The 22,509-nt window shown below is 67.3% G+C and carries 23 protein-coding genes, 2 tRNA genes and 1 pseudogene; 18 read left to right on the forward strand and 8 right to left on the reverse strand.

The window, feature by feature from the left end:
* Nucleotide 1: 1 nt before the first annotated feature.
* The 3 genes from yidD to rpmH are packed head-to-tail and all read right to left on the reverse strand — an operon-like array spanning nt 2 to nt 767.
* Entirely contained in the window at nt 2-259 is a 258-nt protein-coding gene (gene yidD / locus ACFWNN_RS19645) for a membrane protein insertion efficiency factor YidD (protein ID WP_030480223.1), read from the reverse strand.
* Nucleotides 256-597: a ribonuclease P protein component gene (gene rnpA, locus ACFWNN_RS19650; RefSeq protein ID WP_382441339.1), complete on the reverse strand. Its 342-nt coding sequence runs from the start codon at nt 595-597 to the stop codon at nt 256-258. Before rnpA ends, yidD begins: the two co-directional genes overlap by 4 nt.
* Before the next feature lie 26 nt (nt 598-623).
* On the reverse strand, nt 624-767 hold the full coding sequence (rpmH, locus tag ACFWNN_RS19655) for a 50S ribosomal protein L34 (protein WP_030465619.1): 144 nt from the start codon (nt 765-767) through the stop codon (nt 624-626).
* 347 nt (nt 768-1,114) lie between these two features.
* Here rpmH and dnaA point away from each other — a divergent pair, with 347 nt between their 5' ends.
* The 12 genes and pseudogenes from dnaA to ACFWNN_RS19715 all read left to right on the forward strand — a co-directional run bounded on the left by dnaA (nt 1,115) and on the right by ACFWNN_RS19715 (nt 14,603).
* The gene (gene dnaA, locus ACFWNN_RS19660) at nt 1,115-2,725 is read left to right on the forward strand and encodes a chromosomal replication initiator protein DnaA (protein ID WP_382441340.1); all 1,611 of its coding nucleotides are present in this window, start codon (nt 1,115-1,117) and stop codon (nt 2,723-2,725) included.
* A gap of 873 nt (nt 2,726-3,598) precedes the next feature.
* Nucleotides 3,599-4,723 carry a DNA polymerase III subunit beta gene (gene dnaN, locus ACFWNN_RS19665; RefSeq protein WP_382441341.1) on the forward strand — a complete coding sequence of 375 codons (1,125 nt, stop codon included), beginning with the start codon at nt 3,599-3,601 and terminating at the stop codon, nt 4,721-4,723.
* A 43-nt stretch (nt 4,724-4,766) separates the two neighbouring features.
* The gene (gnd, locus tag ACFWNN_RS19670; RefSeq protein WP_382441342.1) at nt 4,767-5,648 is read left to right on the forward strand and encodes a phosphogluconate dehydrogenase (NAD(+)-dependent, decarboxylating); all 882 of its coding nucleotides are present in this window, start codon (nt 4,767-4,769) and stop codon (nt 5,646-5,648) included.
* Nucleotides 5,649-6,755: a DNA replication/repair protein RecF gene (recF, locus tag ACFWNN_RS19675; RefSeq protein WP_382441343.1), complete on the forward strand. Its 1,107-nt coding sequence runs from the start codon at nt 5,649-5,651 to the stop codon at nt 6,753-6,755.
* Between the two features lie 118 nt (nt 6,756-6,873).
* Nucleotides 6,874-7,407: a DUF721 domain-containing protein gene (locus ACFWNN_RS19680; protein WP_382441344.1), complete on the forward strand. Its 534-nt coding sequence runs from the start codon at nt 6,874-6,876 to the stop codon at nt 7,405-7,407.
* A 249-nt stretch (nt 7,408-7,656) separates the two neighbouring features.
* Nucleotides 7,657-9,627, forward strand: coding sequence for a DNA topoisomerase (ATP-hydrolyzing) subunit B (gene gyrB / locus ACFWNN_RS19685; RefSeq protein ID WP_382441345.1), 1,971 nt, complete (start codon nt 7,657-7,659; stop codon nt 9,625-9,627).
* Between the two features lie 55 nt (nt 9,628-9,682).
* On the forward strand, nt 9,683-12,226 hold the full coding sequence (gene gyrA, locus ACFWNN_RS19690; RefSeq protein ID WP_382441346.1) for a DNA gyrase subunit A: 2,544 nt from the start codon (nt 9,683-9,685) through the stop codon (nt 12,224-12,226).
* Nucleotides 12,227-12,260: 34 nt separating this feature from the next.
* A complete protein-coding gene (locus ACFWNN_RS19695) occupies nt 12,261-13,322 on the forward strand; it encodes a DUF3566 domain-containing protein (protein WP_382441347.1) in 1,062 nt (353 codons plus the stop codon).
* A gap of 70 nt (nt 13,323-13,392) precedes the next feature.
* A tRNA-Ile gene (locus tag ACFWNN_RS19700) sits at nt 13,393-13,466 on the forward strand.
* A 128-nt stretch (nt 13,467-13,594) separates the two neighbouring features.
* Nucleotides 13,595-13,714: pseudogene (locus tag ACFWNN_RS19705) on the forward strand (DLW-39 family protein); the annotation flags it as partial.
* 40 nt (nt 13,715-13,754) lie between these two features.
* Nucleotides 13,755-13,827: transfer RNA gene (locus ACFWNN_RS19710), tRNA-Ala, on the forward strand.
* A gap of 341 nt (nt 13,828-14,168) precedes the next feature.
* On the forward strand, nt 14,169-14,603 hold the full coding sequence (locus ACFWNN_RS19715) for a hypothetical protein (RefSeq protein ID WP_382441348.1): 435 nt from the start codon (nt 14,169-14,171) through the stop codon (nt 14,601-14,603).
* 75 nt (nt 14,604-14,678) lie between these two features.
* Here the strand turns inward: ACFWNN_RS19715 and ACFWNN_RS19720 are convergent, their stop codons facing one another.
* On the reverse strand, nt 14,679-15,074 hold the full coding sequence (locus ACFWNN_RS19720) for a DoxX family protein (RefSeq protein WP_382441349.1): 396 nt from the start codon (nt 15,072-15,074) through the stop codon (nt 14,679-14,681).
* A 237-nt stretch (nt 15,075-15,311) separates the two neighbouring features.
* On the opposite strand from ACFWNN_RS19720, the gene ACFWNN_RS19725 reads away from it, so the two are divergent.
* Complete coding sequence (locus ACFWNN_RS19725; RefSeq protein WP_382441371.1) at nt 15,312-15,716, forward strand: DUF2020 domain-containing protein; 405 nt, start codon at nt 15,312-15,314, stop codon at nt 15,714-15,716.
* 63 nt (nt 15,717-15,779) lie between these two features.
* Here the strand turns inward: ACFWNN_RS19725 and ACFWNN_RS19730 are convergent, their stop codons facing one another.
* A complete protein-coding gene (locus tag ACFWNN_RS19730) occupies nt 15,780-16,346 on the reverse strand; it encodes a hypothetical protein (RefSeq protein ID WP_382441350.1) in 567 nt (188 codons plus the stop codon).
* Between the two features lie 93 nt (nt 16,347-16,439).
* Here ACFWNN_RS19730 and ACFWNN_RS19735 point away from each other — a divergent pair, with 93 nt between their 5' ends.
* A complete protein-coding gene (locus ACFWNN_RS19735; protein ID WP_382441351.1) occupies nt 16,440-16,988 on the forward strand; it encodes a peptidylprolyl isomerase in 549 nt (182 codons plus the stop codon).
* Between the two features lie 11 nt (nt 16,989-16,999).
* Complete coding sequence (locus ACFWNN_RS19740) at nt 17,000-17,899, forward strand: rhomboid family intramembrane serine protease (protein ID WP_382441372.1); 900 nt, start codon at nt 17,000-17,002, stop codon at nt 17,897-17,899.
* A 7-nt stretch (nt 17,900-17,906) separates the two neighbouring features.
* Here the strand turns inward: ACFWNN_RS19740 and ACFWNN_RS19745 are convergent, their stop codons facing one another.
* Both ACFWNN_RS19745 and crgA read right to left on the reverse strand, forming a co-directional pair.
* Nucleotides 17,907-18,302, reverse strand: coding sequence for a PH domain-containing protein (locus ACFWNN_RS19745; protein WP_382441352.1), 396 nt, complete (start codon nt 18,300-18,302; stop codon nt 17,907-17,909).
* Nucleotides 18,303-18,536: 234 nt separating this feature from the next.
* The gene (crgA, locus tag ACFWNN_RS19750; RefSeq protein WP_030465604.1) at nt 18,537-18,803 is read right to left on the reverse strand and encodes a cell division protein CrgA; all 267 of its coding nucleotides are present in this window, start codon (nt 18,801-18,803) and stop codon (nt 18,537-18,539) included.
* A 412-nt stretch (nt 18,804-19,215) separates the two neighbouring features.
* Between crgA and ACFWNN_RS19755 the strand changes: the two genes are divergently transcribed.
* Entirely contained in the window at nt 19,216-20,163 is a 948-nt protein-coding gene (locus ACFWNN_RS19755; protein ID WP_382441353.1) for a class E sortase, read from the forward strand.
* A gap of 4 nt (nt 20,164-20,167) precedes the next feature.
* Nucleotides 20,168-20,323 (forward strand): hypothetical protein, encoded by a 156-nt coding sequence (locus ACFWNN_RS19760; RefSeq protein WP_382441354.1) that lies wholly within the window; start codon nt 20,168-20,170, stop codon nt 20,321-20,323.
* 70 nt (nt 20,324-20,393) lie between these two features.
* Here ACFWNN_RS19760 and ACFWNN_RS19765 read toward each other — a convergent pair whose 3' ends face one another.
* The gene (locus ACFWNN_RS19765; RefSeq protein WP_382441355.1) at nt 20,394-21,737 is read right to left on the reverse strand and encodes an FAD-dependent oxidoreductase; all 1,344 of its coding nucleotides are present in this window, start codon (nt 21,735-21,737) and stop codon (nt 20,394-20,396) included.
* 77 nt (nt 21,738-21,814) lie between these two features.
* On the opposite strand from ACFWNN_RS19765, the gene ACFWNN_RS19770 reads away from it, so the two are divergent.
* Nucleotides 21,815-22,456, forward strand: a complete 642-nt coding sequence (locus tag ACFWNN_RS19770; RefSeq protein WP_382441356.1) for an aminodeoxychorismate/anthranilate synthase component II — start codon at nt 21,815-21,817, stop codon at nt 22,454-22,456.
* Nucleotides 22,457-22,509: the final 53 nt, after the last annotated feature.

A 22,509-nucleotide genomic window follows, 5' to 3' on the forward strand; every position in this document is an offset into this window, starting at 1 on the left:
GCTACTCCTCGGTGGATACGTCGGGGACCTGCCGCCTCGGCGGAACGGGGTCCAGGCCTCCAGGGTGCCAGGGTCCGCAGCGCAGCAACCGGCGGATGGTCAGCCAGGTTCCTCGCAGCGCACCGTGGACTGTCAACGCCTCCACCGCGTACGCGCTGCAGCTCGGGTAGAAGCGACAGGTCGGCGGCAGCAGCGGCGAGATGAACTTCCGGTAGAAGTGCACCGGCAGCAGCGCGACCTTCGCGGGCAACGTGGTCATCGCAGCACCTTGCGCAGAGCAGAAGAGAAGTCAGCGGCGAGCTCCGAGCTCGTCGCTTCGGCTGCTGGTGCCAACGCGCGCACCACGACGAGAGTTCCCGGCGGCATCTCTGCCAAGGACGGGCGCACGACGTGACGCAGGCGGCGGTACACGCGGTGGCGGACCACCGAGTTGCCAACTGCCTTGCTCACGACGAAGCCCACCTTGGACGAATCCAAGGTGGGCACGTCGGGCTTCAAGACGTGGACGACCAACCGGGGTCGTCCGGCGCGGCGGCCTCGGCGGACCACCAGGCCGAAGTCCTGGCTGCGGGTGAGCCGGGCGGCCGGTGGGAGCACGACGACGCTGCGCTTACCAGCCGCTGTCAGGCGGACAGAGTGGCACGGCCCTTGCTGCGGCGCGCGGCCAGAATGGCGCGGCCGGCACGGGTCCGCATGCGCAGCCGGAAGCCGTGCGTCTTCGCGCGGCGACGGTTGTTGGGCTGGAAGGTGCGCTTACCCTTGCTCACGGTCGGTCTCCCGGTGCTTCACTGCTGACAAAGCCTTAGTGGTTGTCCCCGACGGCAGTGGACGTAGGCGCGCGAAAGGCGCCCGTCGCAAGCGGGAGACTCCTCTGAGGGTACGCACGCCCGGGTGCCGGGACCAAATCGGGGTGCCCCAGACCACGTCTTGTGAGGCGTGCCGCACCTTGTTACCGTTCTCCCTTCGCGCTGCCGGGCAGGCGTGGGAGCCGCCATCACACCGGCAACACAACGCACCTTTTAGTGCACAGTTGTGGATAACTCTGTGGATACCTCTATTCTCCGTGTCCACATGTGGAGTCTTGGGCTCCGGCGGAGGGGAGGGGAGCGCGGAGGTGTCGAACCAGCAGGTCGATCTTGGTCTCGTGTGGGCCGAGGTGGTGCAGGAGTTGGCGACCAGCCACCTGTCCCCTCAGCAACGCGCGTGGATGAGGGTCACCCGTCCGATCGGTTTGCTGGATGGAACGGCACTGCTCGCTGCTCCGAGCGACTTCGCGAAGGAAGCGATCGAACGCGCGTTGCGCGACCCGATCACCGACGCGCTGTCCCGCAGGCTCGGCCGGTCCGTCTCGCTCGCGGTGAAGGTCGACTCGCCGGAACCGGTGAGTCCCGTCGTGAGCCCGCCGACCACGCCGATCTCCGTGCAGGCGATCCAGCAGCAGGTCATCCAGCCCGTCGCACCGGTCATGCCGGTGATCCCGAACGGCGACACGCCCGGCTCCGTGATCACGGACGACCCGCAGGGGACGACCGCGGACGGCGCTGAAGAAGAGGTGGACGAGGCCGGCGACGCGCTCGCCGCCGTCTCCGAGATCTGGCCCACGTACAACGCCGCCAGCACGGCGGGCGCCGTGACGCCGAACGCGAACCTGCCGTACACGCGGCCCGCGAACCCGTCGCCGTCGCAGACGCGCCTGAACGAGAAGTACAACTTCGACACGTTCGTCATCGGCGCCTCGAACCGGTTCGCGCACGCCGCGGCCGTCGCGGTGGCCGAGGCTCCGGCCCGCGCGTACAACCCGCTCTTCATCTGGGGTGAGAGCGGCCTCGGCAAGACGCACCTGCTGCACGCCGTCGGGCACTACGCCCAGCGCCTGTTCCCCGGCATGCGCGTGCGGTACGTGTCGACCGAGGAGTTCACCAACGACTTCATCAACTCGCTGCGCGACGACCGCAAGGTCGCCTTCCAGCGCCGCTACCGGGACATCGACGTTCTTCTCGTCGACGACATCCAGTTCCTGGAGGGCAAGGAAGGTACGCAGGAGGAGTTCTTCCACACGTTCAACACGCTCCACAACACGAACAAGCAGATCGTGGTGTCGAGCGACCGGCCGCCCAAGAGGCTGGAGACGCTGGAAGACCGCCTGCGCACGCGGTTCGAGTGGGGCCTGATCACGGACATCCAGCCGCCCGAGCTGGAGACGCGGATCGCGATCCTCCGCAAGAAGGCGGCCCAGGACCGGCTCGCGGCTCCGGCCGACGTGCTGGAGTTCATCGCCTCCCGCATAGAGCGCAACATCCGCGAGCTCGAAGGCGCGCTCATCCGCGTCACGGCGTTCGCGTCGCTCAACCGCCAGCCGGTCGACATCCAGCTCGCCGAGATCGTCCTGCGCGACCTGATCCCCGACTCGCACGCGCCGGAGATCACCGCTCCGACGATCATGGCGGTCACCGCGGAGTTCTTCGGCGTCTCGATCGACGACCTGTGCGGCCCCGGCAAGACGAAGGCGCTCGCCCAGGCGCGGCAGATCTCCATGTACCTGTGCCGCGAGCTGACCGACCTGTCGCTGCCGAAGATCGGCCAGACGTTCGGCGGCCGCGACCACACGACCGTCATGCACGCGGACAAGAAGATCCGCAAGGAGATGGCGGAGCGCCGGCGGATCTACGACCAGGTCCAGGAACTGACGTCGCGGATCAAGCAGCGCGCTCGCCACGCTCCCTGATCCACCCGGGTAGCCACGAAGGGGTCCTCCACCGCGGAGGGCCCCTTTTTCGTCCGCACCCGGGGACGGCGAACGGAGCCGGCCGACCCGCAGGACGCGACCGGGCGACGCGACGGCGAACACCCGGGGAGACGTCGCGGTCGGCACCGGCCGTCCGACGGCGGCGGCACGGCCCGGCGACCGCCACCCGGGGACGGCGGCGCGGCCCGACGGCGAGCACCCGGGGACGTGACCACGTCCCGACCGGCCACCACCTCGGCATGACTTGGCCGTACCTATGGGACTGCATCAGTACGTGCGCGCCCAACCACCACCACACGCGCCGCACGAACCCGGGTGAACGAGGCTCGATCGGCCACGCGGCGAGGCTTTCTGTTCACCCCCTGCACTCGAAGGGGTGGGGACAACTGGAAAAGTCTGTGGCCCCGGCCACGATCTGGCCACGGAAGCCTGTTGAACACCCGGGTACAACTGGCCCGCACCCGGGGACGCACCCGGGGACAACTGTGGACGATCTGTGGATCGAGAGCTGTGCACAACTGGCTGTCCCCGGGTGCGCCGATCTGTCCCCGGGTGCCATCCCCCCTTAGTCCACATGGTGGGTGACACCTTGACCTGCGTGTTTAAGACCTGTCCCCACAATCCACAACCCTTACTGTTACTGCTGTTGGATCTCTTCAAGGAAGATCTTCAAAAGCAAAACAGCGTGGATGGTTCCCGGGGATCGGTGCCCGAACCCCGAAGTGACGGGAAGGGCCAGGACGCTCTAACGTGGTTGCTCCGCACCTCGGGCAGCCGAGGGTCGAGGCTCCCTAACCCCCACTGGCACGTTGTCGTGGTTGGGCTTGTCGACTGTCGAGGAAAGGACGCCTCATGAAGATCCGCGTCGAACGCGACGGCCTGGCCGACGCTGTCGCCTGGGTCGCTCGCAGCCTTCCGTCCCGTCCGCCGGTTCCCGTGCTGGGCGGCGTGCTGCTCGACGCGGAGTCGGACGAGTCGCTGACGGTCTCCGGGTTCGACTACGAGGTCTCGGCTCAGGTCGGCGTTCCCGCGACGATCGCCGACGGGGGCCGCGCTCTGGTCTCCGGGCGCCTTCTGGCCGACATCACCAAGGCGCTCCCGAACCACCCCGTCGAGATCGCCGTCGACGGCTCTCGCATGATGATCAGCTGTGGCAGCGCCAGGTTCAGCCTCCCGACGATGCCGGTCGAGGACTACCCCGCGCTCCCGTCCATGCCGCAGTTGATCGGTGAGCTCCCCGGCGAGATCTTCGGCGAGGCCGTCAGCCAGGTCGCCGTCGCGGCCGGCAAGGACGACACGCTCCCGATGCTGACCGGCGTCCGCGTCGAGATCGGCGACGGCAAGCTGACGCTCGTCGCCACCGACCGCTTCCGCCTCGCGATGCGCGAGTTCCCGTGGGAGCCCGACGCTTCCCTCGGCGAGGTCGCCGTCCTCGTCCCGGCCCGCACGCTCGGCGACGCGGCCAAGACGCTCGGCTCGTCCGGTGGCAAGGTCGAGATGTCGCTCGCCGCCAACGACGGACTGCTCGGTCTCTCCGGTTCCGGCAAGCGCACAACGACCCGCCTGCTCGACGCGGACTTCCCGAAGTACCGCCAGTTGTTGCCCTCCGAGCACAGCGCCGCGGCGATCATGGACATCGACGCGCTGCAGCAGGCGATCAAGCGCGTGTCCCTCGTCGCCGAGCGCGGCACGCAGGTGCGCCTCGAGTTCGTCGACGGTGGCCTGCGTCTCTCGGCCGGTGGCGACGACGAAGGCTCTGCGGAAGAAGAACTTCCGGTCGAGTACACCGGCGAGGCCGTCACCATCGCGTTCAACCCGGGCTACCTGCTCGACGGCCTCGGAGCCGTCCGCACGCAGAAAGTCCACTTGTCCTTCACCACACCCAGCCGCCCGGCATTGCTGAAGCCGGTGGACGAGGATGGGAACGTGGCGCCGGGCTATCTGTACCTGCTCATGCCCGTTCGCCTTCCCGGCTGAGAAACCCTTACCGGGTAACAGAAACGTAGTAGGGGAGAACACCGTGCAGCTCGGACTCGTCGGCCTCGGCAAGATGGGTTTCAACATGCGCGAGCGGGTGCGCCGGGCCGGTCACGAGGTGATCGGCTACGACCGCAACCCGGCGGTCAGCGACTCGGAATCGTTGGCGGACATGGTGTCCAAGCTCGAAGCACCGCGCGTGGTGTGGGTCATGGTGCCCGCCGGCGACATCACCCGTAACACGGTGAAGGAGCTGTCCGAGCTGCTCTCGCCCGGCGACCTCGTCGTCGACGGCGGCAACTCTAAGTTCACCGACGACCGCATCCACGCGGACCTGTTGGCGGAGAAGGAGATCGGCTACGTCGACGCCGGCGTGTCCGGTGGCGTGTGGGGCCTCGACAACGGCTACGCGCTGATGGTCGGCGGCGACGCCGCGCACGTCGAGCAGGCGATGCCCATCTTCGACGCGCTCCGCCCGGAAGGCCCGCGCGAGGAAGGCTTCGCGCACGCGGGCAAGGTCGGCGCCGGTCACTACTCGAAGATGGTCCACAACGGCATCGAGTACGGCCTGATGCAGGCGTACGCCGAGGGCTTCGAGCTCCTCGACAAGACCGACGTCGTGGACAACGTGCCGGCGGTCATCTCGGCCTGGCAGCGGGGAACCGTGGTGCGGTCGTGGTTGCTCGACCTGCTGGTGCGCGCGCTGGAGTCCGACCCGGAGCTCGACGACCTGCGCGGGTACGTCGAGGACTCGGGCGAGGGCCGGTGGACCGTCGAGGAGGGCATCAACAACGCGGTACCGCTCCCGGTGATCTCCGCGGCGCTCTTCGCGCGGTTCCAGTCGCGGCAGGACGACTCGCCCGCGATGCGTGCCGTCGCCGCACTGCGCAACCAGTTCGGCGGCCACGCGGTCCAGAAGGCATAAGTGCACGTCAGACACCTCCAGGTCAGCGACTTCCGGTCGTGGACGCTCGCTGACCTGGAGCTCGACCCCGGCGCGTCGGTGCTCGTCGGCCGCAACGGCCAGGGCAAGACGAACCTGGTCGAGGCGATCGGGTACGTGGCGACGCTGGGTTCGCACCGCGTGTCCAGCGACGCGCCGCTGATCCGGCACGGCGCCCAGCGCGCCGTGGTGCGGGCGGCCGTGGTCAACGAGGACCGCGAGCTGCTCGTGGAACTGGAGATCACGGCCGGCAAGTCGAACCGGGCGCGGATCAACCGGGGTCCGGTGCCACGTCCGCGTGACGTGCTCGGGATTCTGCGGACCGTGTTGTTCGCACCGGAGGACCTCTCTCTCGTGAGGGGCGATCCGAGCGACCGACGCAGGTTCCTCGACGAGATGCTCGTGCTGCGCGCACCGCGTTATGCGGGAGTTCGCAGCGACTACGACCGTGTCCTCAAGCAGCGCAGCGCGTTGCTGAAGACGGTGAAGCATTCACGGTCGGCGGACCTCTCGACGCTCGACGTCTGGGACGGGCATCTCGCCAAGCACGGCGCGGAGCTGCTGGCCGCGCGGTTGAAGCTGGTCCGCGACATGGCGGACCACGTGACCTCGGCGTACGCGGAGGTCGCTCCGGAGTCGCGTCCGGCGCTCATCTCGTACCGCTCGAGCGTCGGCGACCTGCCGGAAGACAGGGAGAGCATCGAGGACCTGCTGCTGGCCGAGCTCGACCGGGTGCGCAAGCAGGAGATCGAACGCGGCGTGTGTCTCGTCGGTCCCCACCGGGACGACCTCGACCTGACGCTCGGCGAACTCCCCGCGAAGGGCTACGCCAGTCACGGAGAGTCATGGTCGTTCGCGCTCGCACTGCGGCTCGGAGGGTACGAGCTGATGCGTGTCGACGGCATCGAACCGGTGCTCGTGCTGGACGATGTGTTCGCGGAACTGGACCGCGGCCGGCGTCAGCAACTGGCCAAGGTGGCGGCCGCCGCCGAGCAGGTGCTGATCACCGCGGCGGTGGCGGAGGACGTTCCGGACGAGCTGAGCGGTGCCCGGTTCGAGGTCCACGGCGGGGAGGTGCGGCGTGTCTGACTCGGAGGCTGACTCTGGGGGTTCGAAGCCCCCACATGTAGCTCGATCGGGTGTGTCCGCCCACACATCTGGGGACAAGTCTGTGGATGGTGTGGATAACTCCGTCACAAATCCGGACTTGTCCACAGGTTCATTCACACCTGAGGGTGAGCCACTGAAGGGTTCGGACCTCGCGCGGGCAGCTCTGGAGGCGGCGAAAGCGGCCGCGAAGGCCCGCGGACGGGTGCCGGGGAGCAAGGCGAAGGGCCGTCCGGTCCAGCGTCGCCGCCGCCGTTGGTCGGGTCCGGGACCCGACGACCGCGACCCCCAGCCGCTCGGCCGGATCGCGTCCAGGATCGCGGCGGACCGCGGCTGGGTGGAGCAACTGCAGGGTGGCCAGGTCTTCGGTCGTTGGGCAAAATTAGTAGGTGAGGACGTCGCCGAGCACGCGAAACCGATCGCGCTCAGTGACGGGGAACTGACGGTCCAGGCGTCGTCGACGGCGTGGGCCACTCAGCTGCGCCTTCTGCAGCGAGAGCTGATCAAGCGGATCGCCGCGGGTGTGGGCAACGGCGTCGTCAAAAGGCTCAAGATCAAGGGACCGGACGCTCCGAGCTGGCGACACGGCCCCAGGCACGCGCCTGGGCGCGGTCCGCGTGACACCTACGGGTGAGGTCGCGCGAGGCGCTCTGCGGCCGTTCTGTGGCTCAATGAGCGTTCACCTGCGGATTTAAACCCCCGTTTCAGCCGTCCTGACCCGTCCTGCGCCGCTTGAGGCGCTCTGTGACCGATTCAAAGGTGTCCTTGACCCCGTTCTGTCGGGGTGCCCCGGTAGAATCAACGGGAGAGCTTCAACCCCAATCCCAGTAGTCGGGGAACATCGTGCGGGTCCTGCCCGCATCAGCGAGGAGACTCCAGGCCCGTGTCAGCTCAGAAGAACCAGTACGACGCGTCCTCGATCACCGTCCTCGAAGGCCTTGAGGCAGTGCGCAAGAGGCCGGGCATGTACATCGGCTCCACCGGTGAACGCGGTCTGCACCACCTGGTCCAGGAGGTTGTGGACAACTCCGTCGACGAGGCGATGGCGGGCTACGCGACGACGGTCGACGTGACCCTGCTGGCCAACGGCGGTGTCCGGGTGATCGACGACGGCCGCGGCATCCCGACGGGCATCCACCCGGTCGAGGGCGTCCCGACCGTCGAGGTCGTCATGACCAAGCTGCACGCGGGCGGCAAGTTCGACAGCGACTCCTACGCGGTGTCCGGCGGCCTGCACGGCGTCGGCATCTCCGTGGTGAACGCGCTGTCGACCGCCGTCGACCTGGAGATCAAGAACGCCGGTCACGTCTGGAACCAGCGGTACGAGGCGTCGAAGCCCGCGCACGAGCTGCGCAAGGGCGAGCCGACGACGGAGACCGGCACCACCGTCACGTTCTGGGCAGACCCGGAGATCTTCGAGACCACGACGTACAACGTCGAGACGATCGCACGCCGGCTGCAGGAGATGGCGTTCCTCAACAAGGGGATCACGATCATCCTGCGCGACGAGCGGGTCTCGCCGGAGGACGAGGAAGCCGACGCCGAAGGCCACAAGGCCGCGGTGAAGGAGCGCACGTTCCACTACCCCGGTGGTCTGGAGGACTTCGTCCGCCACATCAACCACACGCGCGAGGCCGTGCACCAGAAGGTGATCGGCTTCGAGGCGCAGGGGGAGGACCTCCAGGTCGAGGTCGCGATGCAGTGGAACACCGGCTACACCGCGTCGGTCTACACGTTCGCGAACACGATCAACACGCACGAGGGCGGCACCCACGAGGAGGGCTTCCGCGCGGCGCTGACGCGAGTCGTCAACGAGTACGCGCGCGAGAAGAAGCTGCTCAAGGAGAAGGACACCAACCTCACCGGTGACGACATCCGCGAGGGTCTCGCGGCGATCATCTCGGTGAAGTTGAAGGAGCCCCAGTTCGAGGGCCAGACGAAGACCAAGCTGGGCAACAGCGAGGCCAAGTCGTTCGTGCAGAAGTCGACGAACGAGCACCTGGCCGACTGGTTCGAGCGCCACCCCAACGAGGCCAAGACGATCGTCACCAAGTCGGTGTCGTCGGCGCAGGCCCGCATCGCCGCCCGCAAGGCCCGCGAACTGGTGCGCCGCAAGGGTGCCTTGGACATCGGCGGCCTGCCGGGCAAGTTGAAGGACTGCCGCTCGACCGAGCCGGAGCGTTGCGAGCTCTACATCGTCGAGGGTGACTCCGCCGGTGGATCAGCCAAAGAGGGCCGGGACTCCATGTACCAGGCCATCCTCCCGATCCGCGGCAAGATCATCAACGTGGAGAAGGCGCGCATCGACCGCGTTCTCAAGAACACCGAGGTCCAGTCGCTGATCACGGCGCTCGGCACCGGCATCCACGACGAGTTCGACCTGACCAAGCTGCGCTACCACAAGATCGTGCTGATGGCCGACGCCGACGTCGACGGCCAGCACATCCGCACCCTGTTGCTGACGCTGCTGTTCCGCTTCATGCAGCCGCTCATCGAGCACAACCACGTCTACCTCGCGCAGCCGCCGCTTTACAAGATCAAGTGGCAGCGCACCGAGCCGGAGTACGTCTACTCCGACCGCGAGCGCGACGCCGTGATCAAGGCCGGTCTCGAGGGCGGCAAGAGGCTCGGCAAGGACGACAACATCCAGCGGTACAAGGGTCTCGGCGAGATGAACGCCGAGGAGCTGTGGGAGACCACGATGGACCCGGCCAACCGGATCCTGCGCCAGGTCACCATGGACGACGCGGCCACCGCCGACGAGCTGTTCAGCGTGCTCATGGGCGAGGACGTCGAAGCACGCCGCTCGTTCATCACCCGCAACGCCAAGAGCATCAAGTTCCTGGACATCTGAGTCCGGTCCCGCTTCTTAGGCACCCTGGCGTTTCTGGCGAGAAGGAAAGAGAACAGTGAGCGAGACGACTCTGCCGCCGGACCACGACCGCATCGAGCCGGTCGAGATCCAGCAGGAGATGCAGAACTCGTACATCAACTACGCGATGTCCGTGATCGTCGGACGCGCGTTGCCGGACGTGCGCGACGGGCTCAAGCCCGTGCACGTCCGGGTGCTGTACTCGATGTTCGACTCCGGCTTCCGCCCCGACCGCGGCTTCAACAAGTGCGCGCGCGTCGTCGGCGACGTGATGGGCAACTACCACCCCCACGGTGACTCGGCGATCTACGACGCGTTGGTGCGTCTCGCCCAGCCGTGGGCGCTGCGCTACCCGTTGATCCAGGGACAGGGCAACTTCGGCTCGGTCGGCAACGACCCCGCCGCCGCCATGCGGTACACGGAATGCCGGCTCTCGCCGTTGGCCATGCAGATGCTGGCCGACATCGAGGAAGACACCGTCGACTTCCGCGACAACTACGACGGTCGCATCCAGGAGCCGACGGTCCTGCCGTCGCGCATCCCGAACCTGCTGATCAACGGCAGCTCCGGCATCGCCGTCGGCATGGCGACCAACATCCCGCCGCACAACCTCCGCGAGGTCGCGGACGGCGTCGTGTGGGCGCTGGACAACTTCGAGGCCTCCGACGAGGAGACCCTCGAAGCGATGATCGCCCGGATCAAGGGCCCGGACTTCCCGACGTACGGCCAGATCCTCGGCACGTCCGGCATCGAGGACGCGTACCGCACCGGTCGCGGCTCGGTCCGCATGCGCGCCGTCGTGGAGATGGACGAGGACGCCAAGGGCCGCACGATCCTGGTCGTCACCGAGCTGCCGTACCAGGTCAACCCGGACAACCTGGTCGAGAACATCGCCTCGCTGGTCCGCGACGCCAAGCTCACCGGCATCGCGAACATCGCGGACGAGTCGAACCGCCGCATCGGCATGCGCATCGTGATCACGCTCAAGCGCGACGCGGTGGCGAAGGTCGTGCTGAACAACCTCTACAAGCACACCCAGCTGCAGTACTCGTTCGGTGTGAACATGCTGTCGCTCGTCGACGGCGTGCCGCGCACGTTGCGGATCGACCAGATGATCCGCCACTACGTGAAGCACCAGATCGAGGTCATCGTCCGGCGGACGCGCTTCCGCCTGCGCAAGGCCGAGGAGCGCGCCCACATCCTGCGCGGTCTGGTGAAGGCGCTCGACCAGCTCGACGCCGTCATCGCGTTGATCCGCCGGTCCGAGACGCCGGACATCGCGCGTCAGGGCCTGATGGACCTCCTCGACGTCGACGAGGTCCAGGCCAACGCGATCCTGGAGATGCAGCTCCGCCGCCTGGCCGCCCTCGAGCGCCAGAAGATCATCGACCAGTTGGCCGAGATCGAGATCGAGATCGCCGACCTCAAGGACATCCTCGAGAAGCCGGAGCGTCAGCGCGCCATCGTGCGCGAGGAGCTCATCGCGATCGTCGAGAAGTTCGGCGACGACCGGCGCACGAAGATCATCCCGTTCGACGGCGACGTGTCCATGGAGGACCTGATCGCGGTCGAGGACGTGGTCGTCACGATCACGCGCACCGGCTACGCGAAGCGCACCAAGACCGACCTCTACCGGGCGCAGAAGCGCGGCGGCAAGGGCGTGCAGGGAGCGCAGCTCAAGCAGGACGACATCGTGGCGCACTTCTTCGTGTGCTCGACGCACGACTGGATCCTGTTCTTCACGAACAAGGGCCGGGTGTACCGCACGAAGGCGTACGAGCTGCCCGAGGCGAACCGCAACGCCCGCGGCCAGCACGTCGCGAACCTCCTCGCGTTCCAGCCGGACGAGGAGATCGCGCAGGTCATCCAGATCAAGAACTACGAGGTGTCGCCGTACCTCGTGCTCGCCACCCGCAAGGGCCTGGTCAAGAAGTCGAAGTTGTCCGACTTCGATTCCAACCGATCGGGTGGTCTTATCGGCATCAACCTGCGCGAGGACGACGAGCTGGTCGGAGCGGTGCTCTGCTCGGCCGACGACGACCTGCTCATGGTGTCCGCCGACGGTCAGTCGATCCGCTTCCACGCGACCGACGACGTGCTGCGCCCGATGGGTCGTGCCACGTCAGGTGTGCAGGGCATGCGGTTCAACGCCGATGACGAGCTGCTTTCCGTGGGCGTCGTCCAGGAGGGCCTGTTCGTTTTGGTCGCGACGGACGGTGGGTACTCGAAGCGCACGCCGATCGAGGACTACCCGGTCCAGGGTCGCGGCGGCAAGGGTGTGCTGACGATTCAGCACGACCGCCGACGTGGCAGGCTGGTGGGCGCGCTCATCGTCGACGTCGACGACGAGCTCTACGCCATCACCTCGACCGGCGGGGTCATCAGGACCAAGGCCGAGCAGGTGCGCAAGGCTGGACGGCAGACGAAGGGCGTGCGGCTGATGAACCTCGGCGAGAGCACCACTTTGATCGCCGTCGCACGCAACGCGGACGAGCCCAGCGACGTCACTAACGGTGAGACGTCTGTTGCGGAGGACTCTGCCGCTGACCAGGCAGCCACCCCCACCGACTCGGCTGAGTAGTCGGAATCGTTAGCGAGAGGTCAAGGACAAGCTCGTGACTCCACCCGAGAACCGCGAAGGTCGGGACGCGGACAAGACCGCGGTCATCACCAAGCCGACTCCGCAGAACTCCGCCCAGAAGCCGGCGGAGAAGAAGGCGGACTCGGCCGCGGCACCCGCCTCCGGTTCCTCGGGTGGAACCGCGCAGGACAAGACCAAGCCGGTGTCGGCGGAGAAGGCCAAGGAGGCCGTCGCCGCCGCACCCGCCGCCGCGGAGAAGCCCGCAGCGGAAAAGCCCGCTGAGAAGCCGGCCGACAAGCCGGCCGAGAAGGCCGCTCCCGCCGTCGAACAGAAGACGGTCTCGCTCAGCACTCCGGCGGCCACCCCGGCGCCGACCGCGGCGGCCACCCCGACTCCGGCACCCGCGCCGGCTCCGGTCGCCCCGGCGCCCGTCGCCGACGAGCCGGTCGTCGTCTCGGCCCCGCCGCCCTGGCAGCGAGTGACGAACGACACGGAAGCCGCCACGCACGACGCGACCGAGACCTACACGGCCCCGGCCGCACCCCCGGTCCCGTCCGCGGCGGAACCGGCCCCGGCCTTCCCGTCCACCGACCCGGACACCGTGAAGGTGCAGAAGCCCGTGGTCACGGGCTCGGCAGTACCCGTGGGCCTGGGCAGCAGCCGCACGTCGGTGAACATGGGCAGCAGCGCCTCGCGCCCCGCCGCCTCCACCCCGTCGGCCCGCCGCCCCGGCCGCGGCCCGCGCCGCGCCTCACTCCAGGTGAAGCGCGTCGACCCGTGGTCGGTCCTCAAGCTCGCCCTCGTGCTGGGCGTCGCGTTGTTCTTCGTCTGGCTCGTCGCAGTCGGCGTCCTCTACGGCGTCCTGCACGGCATGGGCGTATGGGACAAGATCAACAGCACCGCGAACGACCTGCTCCAGGCCAACGAGCCGGGCGAACCGCTGATCAGCGCGGGCCGCGTCTTCGGCGTCTCGGCGATCATCGGAGCGGTCAACATCGTCCTGTTCACGGCCCTCGCAACCGTCGGCGCGTTCGTCTACAACGTGTCCGCGGACCTGGCCGGCGGCCTCGAACTGACGTTGTCCGAACGAGAGTGACCCCCTGATTTGGGGCAGCGAAGGGCGATCCTGTAAGGTTCTCCTCGTTGCCCCAAGGGGTGATGATCGAGGGCCTATAGCTCAGGCGGTTAGAGCGCTTCACTGATAATGAAGAGGTCGGAGGTTCAAGTCCTCCTAGGCCCACTCGGGTTTTCCATTCGAATCATCATTCTTGTCTGGGACCACGCGTCCCGGAGCCCCGGCCCAACACTCGCAAAGCCTGTAGGCTGGTGCGGTAGGTCGGGGCATTAACAGTCTTGGAGGGGTTTCCAGTGGCTAAGAAGATCATCGCACTCGTCGTGGTCGCCGGTGCGGTCCTGTTCTTCGTGAAGCGCAGCCGTTCGGCCAAGGCCGACGCGGACCTGTGGCGCGAGGCCACCGCCCCCACCGACTGATCTTTGCCTTGACGGGCGGCCAGCCGCCCTCAGGCGCGGGGACGTAGCTCAATTGGCAGAGCACCGCCTTTGCAAGGCGGGGGTTAGGGGTTCGATTCCCCTCGTCTCCATTCGTTCCTCGGGCCGAGGAGTGTCTGCGAAAAGCGCAGACCTCCTCGGCCCGAAGTGTTTTCTGGGGGCCGAGCCCCCAGACCCCACGCCGAGGGCAAGCCCCCGGACCCCCGGCCGCCTCGCCTTCGGCGTCAGCAGGCCTCATCCAATGCCTCGCGCGGGGCCTCCGCCTTGGAGTCGCCAGGCCTCGCCCATCCCGTCCAACCCCGTGGCGCTGCGCTTTGCCTTGCGCTTGGGGGAGTTCTTGTCCCTTCGCGTGGTGCCTTGCCCTCGGCGTAGGTTCGGGTCTGGTCGACCTTGGGGGTGCATCGTGGTGTCGCAAGAGCGCCAGGTTGGTGCCGTGGTCGAACTGCCGGACGGGTCCTGGTGGGACTGGGACGTGGTTTCCTGCGACGCGGGAGAGTTGCGGCTGGGCGCCGGGCACGACCTGACCTATTCGCACGGTCTCGAGCTCGTGTTCTCGGATCCCTTGTGCGTGCAGTGCCCGACTTCGTTCCAGGACCCCGTGTTTCGTGCGCCGCGACGGGATGAGGTCGAGGCCTTGGCTCTGCGGCTCGGTGAGATGCCGCAGGTGCTGGTCGAAGCCGAAGCCGAAGCCGAAGCCGAAGCCGAAGCCGAAGCCGAAGCCGAGGCCGGTGGGACGGAATCGGTGACGTGTCTGGTGGCGGCCGGCGGTGTCGACGTGGTGCAGGGGACGGTCTTTCGGTACTGGCGAGGTGAGTTGGAGCCGGGGGAGCGGCACGCGCCTTGGGTGCGGCCTCCCGGAGCTCGGTAGCTCAGATGTGCGGAAGCCCCGTTCGCGTCGTTGCGAACGGGGCTTCAGTGCGTTCTGGGCATCGCGATCACGCCGTCACGCTGCGGCGGCGAGTGGCTTCTTCGACGACTTGCGGATCGTGTCGATGCTCCAGGCGCCGGCGCCTGTGAACACGAGCAGCAGGAAGGCCCACGAGTAGACGGCCGCGAGTTCGCCGCCGTTCTCGATCGGCAGCAGTGCTCGCGGCTGGTGCACCACGAAGTACGCGTAGGCCATGGCGCCGGAGCTGATCAGGGCGGCCCAACGGGTCCACAGGCCGATGAGGATCAGGCCGCCGCCGACCAGTTCGATCAGGGTGACGGGGCCGGACGGCCAGGCGAGGAAGTCGACTCCCTTGCCCAGTTTCTGCACCCCGTGGAACACGAAGAACAGACCGATGATGATGCGGAAGAGCGCCAGTGCGTGCTCTCGTCGTTGCTCCAAGAACTCCATGTCAGGGGTCCTTCCAGGGCGTGGGGCGGGGGCAGGGCACAAAAGGTATGGACCAATTTAGAGTGTGCCGGTAGAGGCGCTTTTGGTATCTGGTTGACTGTTGCCCCTATGAAACGAGCACTGTTGCTGCCCCTGCTCGGCGTCCTCGCCGCATGCGGTTCCCAGACCGCTCAGAACGTGCCGGTGCCGACGACCCAGACGCAGCAGGTCACCACGACGACCAGCGCTGCTCCGACCGTGCCGCCCGCGCCCCAGCCCGCGAGTGACGGCACCTGCCCCTACCTGGCGACCGGATTCGTCGCGGAGGCCAACGGGCAGCGTGTACCCAAAGTGAAACTGTCAACGGATCAGCCTCACCCTGCGTGCTTTTTCTACGCCAACGCAACTGAGATCCAGTTGACCGTGCGCGTCTACGTGGGGGACGAGCGCGTGGCCAAGCTCGTGGTGAACGAGGCGGCGCCGGACGGTTCGCAGCCCGCCACCGCGCCCACCGGGTGGACCGGAGGGTACGTCAGCAACGACACCGGTGTCGTCTACGCCGTGGGCAAGGGCGAGGCGGCCGTGGTGGTCTCGAGCAACCAGAAGCAGTCGATCAAGGCCCGCCGCATCGCGGAAGAGGCCATCAAGGGCCTCAAGCTCTGACACGACGAACGCCCCCGTGTCTCCCTGCAAAGAGGAGACGCGGGGGCGTTCGGCACTGCGGTCTTACTTGATGGGTTCCTTCTGGGTCGGCACCTGGCCGTTGAGGACGGGCTCCGCGTGCGGAAGCTGCTCGTCCTCCTGCAGGTGGACCTCCTGCGGCCGGCGCGTCAGCGCGACGTAACCCGCCGCCGCGGCCGCGATCAGCAGACCCAGCACCCACGGCCAGCGGCGGCGCTTCGGTGCGTCCGCACCGAGCTGGGCCGCGGCCTTGCGGATCTCCTTGGCTCGCACCTTCGCGTCCTTGCGCGCGTGCTTCGCCGCCTTCTTCACTTCCTTGCGCACGACCTCCGCCTTGCCCATGAGGTCGGCGCGCGTCTTGGCGCTCTTCTTCGCGAGCCGCTTGCGCGAGCGGCGCGTCTGCTTCTCCCAGTCCTCGGCCTTGCCCATGAGCGCGTCAGCGCGCTCGACGAGTGCGCCGCGGACCTGGTCAGTAGTGATGCCGCGGTCGGCCAGCTTGGCCTCAGCAGCGTGACCAGCGCGAACGACACCCTGACGCGCGGCCTTCAGACCGGTGCCGACAGCCTTGCCAACGTTCTCGCCGGCGCGGGTCATGACGTCCACCTCGTCCATCCTGTGCTCCACACGTTGTCGTCCGGTGATGTCATAGAGATACCCATCGTGCCCGTTTCTGAACATCTCCGCCTGTGATGGCACGATGGGGTGGTGGCTGACAGCAACGAATCCTTCGTCGGGACCAAGGTGACGGCGACCCTGCACACCACGCAGGGCGACATCCGCATCAACCTGCTCCCCGACCACGCCCCCAAGACGGTGGCGAACTTCGTCGGGCTCGCCGAGGGCACCAAGGACTACACCGAGGCGAACGCGAGCGGCTCCAAGTCGGGCCCGTTCTACGACGGCACCCTGTTCCACCGCGTCATCGCCGGCTTCATGCTCCAGACCGGTGACCCGACGGGCACCGGCCGCGGCGGCCCCGGCTACCGCTTCGCCGACGAGTTCCACTCGGAACTCCAGTTCAACAAGCCGTACCTCCTCGCGATGGCGAACGCCGGGCCCAACACCAACGGCTCCCAGTTCTTCGTCACCGTGGCGCCGACGACGTGGCTGAACTTCAAGCACACGATCTTCGGTGAGGTCGCTGACCAGGAGTCGCGCGACGTCGTCGACGCGATCGGCAACACCACGACCGGCGCGGGCGACCGTCCGGTCAACGACATCAAGATCGAGCGGATCACGATCGAACGCGCGTGAGCAACGCATCCGTGCCACCGGAGGGGCCGATCGGAGCGGAGCCGGAAACCCCGGTCTGCGCACGTCATTCCGATCGGCCCACCCGGCTGCGCTGCACCAGGTGCGACCGTCCGATGTGCCCGGAGTGCCTGCGTGACGCGTCGGTCGGCATGCAATGCGTCGACTGCGTGAACGAAGGCTCGCGCTCGGTCCGTCAGGCGCGCACGTCCGCAGGCGCGGTGGCCTCGGGTGGCCGGCCGATCATCACGCAGGTGATGATCGCGGTGAACGTCCTGGCGTACATCGCCACGGTCGTCCAGTCCGGCAGCCCGATGAACAACAGCAGGTCGAGCATCTTCGTCGAGACGGCGATGATCCCCGGCCTCACCGCGAGCGGTGAGTGGTGGCGGGTCCTCACGTCGGGCTTCATGCACTTCGGCCTGATCCACCTGGCGCTCAACATGGCCGCGTTGTTCGTGGTCGGCCCGGTGATCGAGCAGGAGCTCGGCAAGCTGCGGTACAGCGCCGTCTACTTCCTGTCGCTGCTCGGCGGCAGTGCGTCGGCGTTCTTCTTCGGCAGCGTCTGCCCGACGTACGCCGGAGCGTCCGGTGCGGTGTTCGGCCTGATGGGCGCGCTGCTGATCGTGTTCAAGCGGCAGCAGCGGGACATCTCGACGATCGTCGTGATCGTCGTGCTCAACCTGGTGTCGAACCTCTTCACCAACGCGTCACTGCTCGGGCACCTCGGCGGCCTCGTGATCGGCGGCCTGCTGACGCTCGCGATGGTCAAGGCGCCGCGGCAGAACCGCAACGCCTACCAGGCCGGTGCCGTGGTGGCGGCCGCAGTGCTGCTCGGCGCGATGTTCGCATTGCGCGCCGCGCAGCTGGACACGGCGGCGGAGTTCCTCCTGGAGTACAACACCTGCCGTTAGATGCGATTCACGGCCGCAGTGCGTGCAGCACTCCGGCCACTTCTTCGGGATCGGCGCCGAGGTCCAGTCTCGTGAGCACCACGAGACGGTCTTCGGCGTCGAGTTCCAACGTCTGCTGTTCCCGCCCGAGCCTCCGGGTGGTCTGCAGCTTGACCTTCACCTCGTGCCACGGCAGGTGCGTCTTGCTCCCCAGCCCGCGCACGACCAGGCCGCTCGCGTCGGCGGTGAGCCGCGGCCGGGCCAGTGAGGCGAAGGCCGCCAGGAACGCGACCAGCAGCGTTGCCAGGCCGATGAGCAGACGTCCGGCGTTGTCGTCGGCGATGAGCGTCGCGACGGCGAGCGCGGCAGCCACCACCCACGCGGTGGCGACGAGCGGGGCGGGCGTGGACCAGGTGCGAGTCACACTGTCGAGTGTGCCGCATGAAATGTGGACAACTGAACGGGTCCGCATGAGGGAAAACCGTCGCTTGTGCATTTTGGTGCAAAGTTGTCCACAGGACTTGTCCCCAATGGGGATGACTTACAGCCGTGTGCTTCGGTGACGCTCGGATGAACCAGGTGAACCCGAAGCGAACAAAGGTCGGCCCGGACGTGTGACGTCCGGGCCGACCAGTGCGAACCGTGAGCTGCTGTGCGCCTAGCGCCAGCGCATCGTCATCAGCAGGCCGATGATCATGAGCGCGAAGCCGATGGCGAAGTTCCACGCCCCGAGCTCCAGCATGAACGGGATCTTCTCGGCCGCGATGTAGTTGACGACCAGCCACGCGAGGCCGAGCAGCATGAAGCCGAGCATGACAACGACGTAGACCGGGTGAGACGGCCCCGCTGCCTTGACCTTGACCGGCGTGCGGCGGTCAGTGGGTGCGGTGTAGACCGCCTTCTTCCGGACCTTCGACTTGGGCATGCTGTCCTCGCCTGACGTGGATATCCGTGAGTGACGCGAGTTTACGTGCACTACTCAGGAGACACGTTAACGTAGCGGCGGTGGTCAGCGAACCACCTTGCAGACGCAGTTGTTTTCAGTTCACAGTCCGCGCGGAGGTTCTCAGGTGAACTCGGGACCGCAGCAACCGCCTCCACGGCGTCCTGCACCCCGTCGTGATGACCTTCAGCACGTGCGGGCGACACCTTCTCCCCGGCCCACGCCGCCACCGGACGCAACCCAGTTCACCAGCGCTTTCTCCGGAAGCCTGCCCCCGAACACGCAACAGCGCCCGATCTTCCCGCCGCCCGGCACCCCAGCGCGAGGCATGCCGCAACCGGGCCGTCCCGGTCCGCCGCCCGGCACTCCGCCGAGGGGAATGCCGCCGCGCCCGATGCCTCCGCGCCCGCGCCCGGTCGATCCGCCCACCGAGGTGATCCCGCGCGTCGAGGACGACTACGACGATTACTACGACGATGACGACTACTACGACGACGAGGCCCCGAAGAAGGCGGACCTGCCACCGGAGAGCCTCGGCCGCAAAGCGGTCAGAGGCGTGGGCGAAGCCCTCATCACCATGGGCCTGGTGGTCCTCCTGTTCGTCGTCTACGAGGTCTACGTCACCGACCTGCTCTCCGCGGAGAAGCAGCAGGACGCGACCGCGGCCCTCGACAACGAATGGAACTCGAACGTCGTCACGCCCCCGCCGGCGGACCCGAACCGCCAGTCGAAGCTGAACCTGATCGAAGGCAAGGCCTTCGCGAAGATGTACATCCCGGTCTTCGGCAACGACTGGAAGTTCTCCGTGGTGGAAGGCACGACCGACAAGCACCTGGAAATCGGCCCTGGCCACTACAAGGACACCGCCCAACCGGGCGAGGCGGGCAATTTCGCCATCGCGGGCCACCGAGTGGGCAAGGGCGCCCCGTTCAACGACCTGGACCTGCTCGAGTCCTGCAACGCGGTGGTCGTCCAGACCCAGACCCAGTGGTTCGTCTACCGGGTGCTCCCCATGAGCAGCGAAGTCCAGGGCTGGGCCACCAACCCGAAGTCGAAGGAGGCGGCCTGCGCCGGCGTGGCCCCGCTCTCCGCGACGCTGGGCGACGCCTACACCAAAACCGTGGGCCAGGAAATCGTCGCCCCCAGCCAGGGCGAAGTGATCGCGCCGATTCCGCACCAGACGGGCGCCGCCGTCCCCGAGGACAAGCTGGCCCGCCTCCTCACGCTCACCACGTGCCACCCGCGCTTCTCCGACAAGCAGCGCCTGATCGTGCACGCCATCGAAACCAAGAGTTACCCGGTAGCCGACGGCTTCGTGCCACCAGAGATGACGGGGGCCTGAGTCCATGTACAGCTGGATCTGGCGCCACCTGCCGGGCCCGACAGCGGTGCGAGTGCTGGAGGCGGTGGTCCTGGCCCTGGGCATCATCGCGCTGCTGATGTTCGTCGTGTTCCCGTGGGCAGAGCCGAAGCTCCCGTTCAACAACGTCACGACCCAGTAGCCACACGCGAAGGCGACAAAGTGAAACCGCCACCGCGAAATCGCGATGGCGGCCTCATCGAGGAACGGCGTCAGCCGTTCGAGACAGAAGTCATCTCCTCACGAGAAACGACCTTGATCCGTTCACGCCCGTGAGCAGCCCCGAGCGCGATTTCGTGGGCATCAAGCCGCCCCCACCCGTCATTGGTGACGAACGGCACGCCACGGGCAGCGAGAAACTCGACCACCGCACCAGTGGACGGCGAAACGGCACGAGGCAACGTGTCAGCGTCCGCCAGCAAACTGGTGATCGTCTCCAGGGCATCGCCCTTGGTGTGCCCGATCAACCCAATAGGTCCGCGCTTGATCCACCCAGTGGTGTAAACCCCGGGCATCGGCACCTCGTCCAGGTCCAGAACCCGCCCGGCCTCGTGCGGAATGGTCCCGGAAACGTGGTCGAACGGAATGTCGACCAAATGCGAGGACAGGTACCCGACAGCCCGGTAAACGGCCTGAACGTCCCAATCGGTGAACACCCCGGTGCCCCGAACGTTCCCGTCCCCGGTCAGTTCCTGGGTTTCGGTCCGCAGCCCGACGACACCTGAAGACCCGAGCACCTCGACCGGCGCCTCCAGGAAGTGGAGGTGCAGTCGCCGAGGCCGCGACCCGACATCGCGAATCGCCCACTCCTGCAACGTCTTCACGATCATCTCGACCTGCTTGTTGTTCCGGATCGCGTGCATCGAGGCCTCGTCGAACTCGATTCCGGAGGCGTGCACGATCACCTCGACGTTGGGGGAGTGGTCGAGCTCCCGCAGTTCCAACGGCGTGAACTTCGCCTGCGCCGGCCCGCGACGGCCGAAGACGTGGACGTCCGTGACGGGAGAAGAGCGAAGTCCCTCGTAGACGTTCGCCGGGATCTCGGTGACCAGCAGCTCGTCCGCGGTCTTGGCGAGTACCCGAGCCACGTCCAAGGCGACGTTGCCGACGCCGAGCACGGCCACCGAGGTGGCGGTCAGAGGCCACTCACGAGGCACGTCGGGGTGGCCGTCGTACCAGGACACGAAGTCCGCGGCGCCGAAGCTGCCGGGCAGGTCGATGCCCGGGATGTCCATCGACCGGTCGGCGGACGCGCCGGTGGAGAACACGACTGCGTCGTAGAACTGGCGCAGGTCGTCGAGCTTGATGTCGACGCCGTACTCGACGTTGCCGAAGAACCTGACCTGCGGCCGGTCGAGCACCTTCTGCAGGGCGGTGACGATGCCCTTGATGCGGGGGTGGTCCGGCGCCACGCCGTAGCGGACCAGGCCGTAGGGGGCCGGCAGCTTCTCGAAGAGGTCGATCTGCGCGTCGACGTCGGACTTGGTCAGGATGTCGGCGGCGTAGACGCCGGCCGGTCCGGCGCCGACGATCGCGACGCGCAAGGGGCGACTCATGACACCTATTTTAGGGTAGCCTAACCTCAACGAAGACGAGAGCTAACTCACTCGCGCCGACCAACTAAGCTCTCTTCATGCGCGTGCTCGTGGTCGACAACTACGACAGCTTCGTCTACAACCTGGTCCAGTACCTCGCCCAGCTCGGGGCCGAGTGCGTCGTGCGGCGCAACGACGAGGTGGACCTCGACGAGATCGACAAGGTCGACGGTGTGCTCGTCAGCCCAGGGCCCGGTACGCCGGAGCGTGCTGGTGCGAGCATCGACGTCATCAAGAAGTGCGCGGACATCGGCAAGCCGGTGTTCGGTGTGTGTCTCGGCCATCAGGCGATCGGTGTCGTGTGGGGTGGCACGGTCGATCGCGCGCCCGAGTTGTTGCACGGCAAGACGAGCATCGTCTTTCACGAGGGTCGCGGTGTGCTGGAAGGGGTGCCGCAGCCGTTCATCGCCACGCGGTACCACTCGCTGACGGTGCTGCCGGAGACGATCCCCGCGGAGTTCGAGGTCACCGGCAAGACGGAGACCGGCATCGTCATGGGCATGCGGCACCGGGAGCTGCCGGTCGAGGGTGTGCAGTTCCACCCCGAGTCCGTGCTGACCGACGGCGGTCATCGCATGCTCGCCAACTGGCTGAAGGTCTGCGGCTTCGAGGTTCCCGAGGCCACGGTCGCGCAGCTGGAGAACGGCATGCGCACGCTCGCCGCGGCCGCGCGTCTCTGACAGAGCAAAAAAAGGGGCGGCTTCCTCGAACTGAGGAAGCCGCCCCTTTTCGC

The organism is Lentzea sp. NPDC058450 (assembly GCF_042721395.1).
Lineage (GTDB): Bacteria > Actinomycetota > Actinomycetes > Mycobacteriales > Pseudonocardiaceae > Lentzea.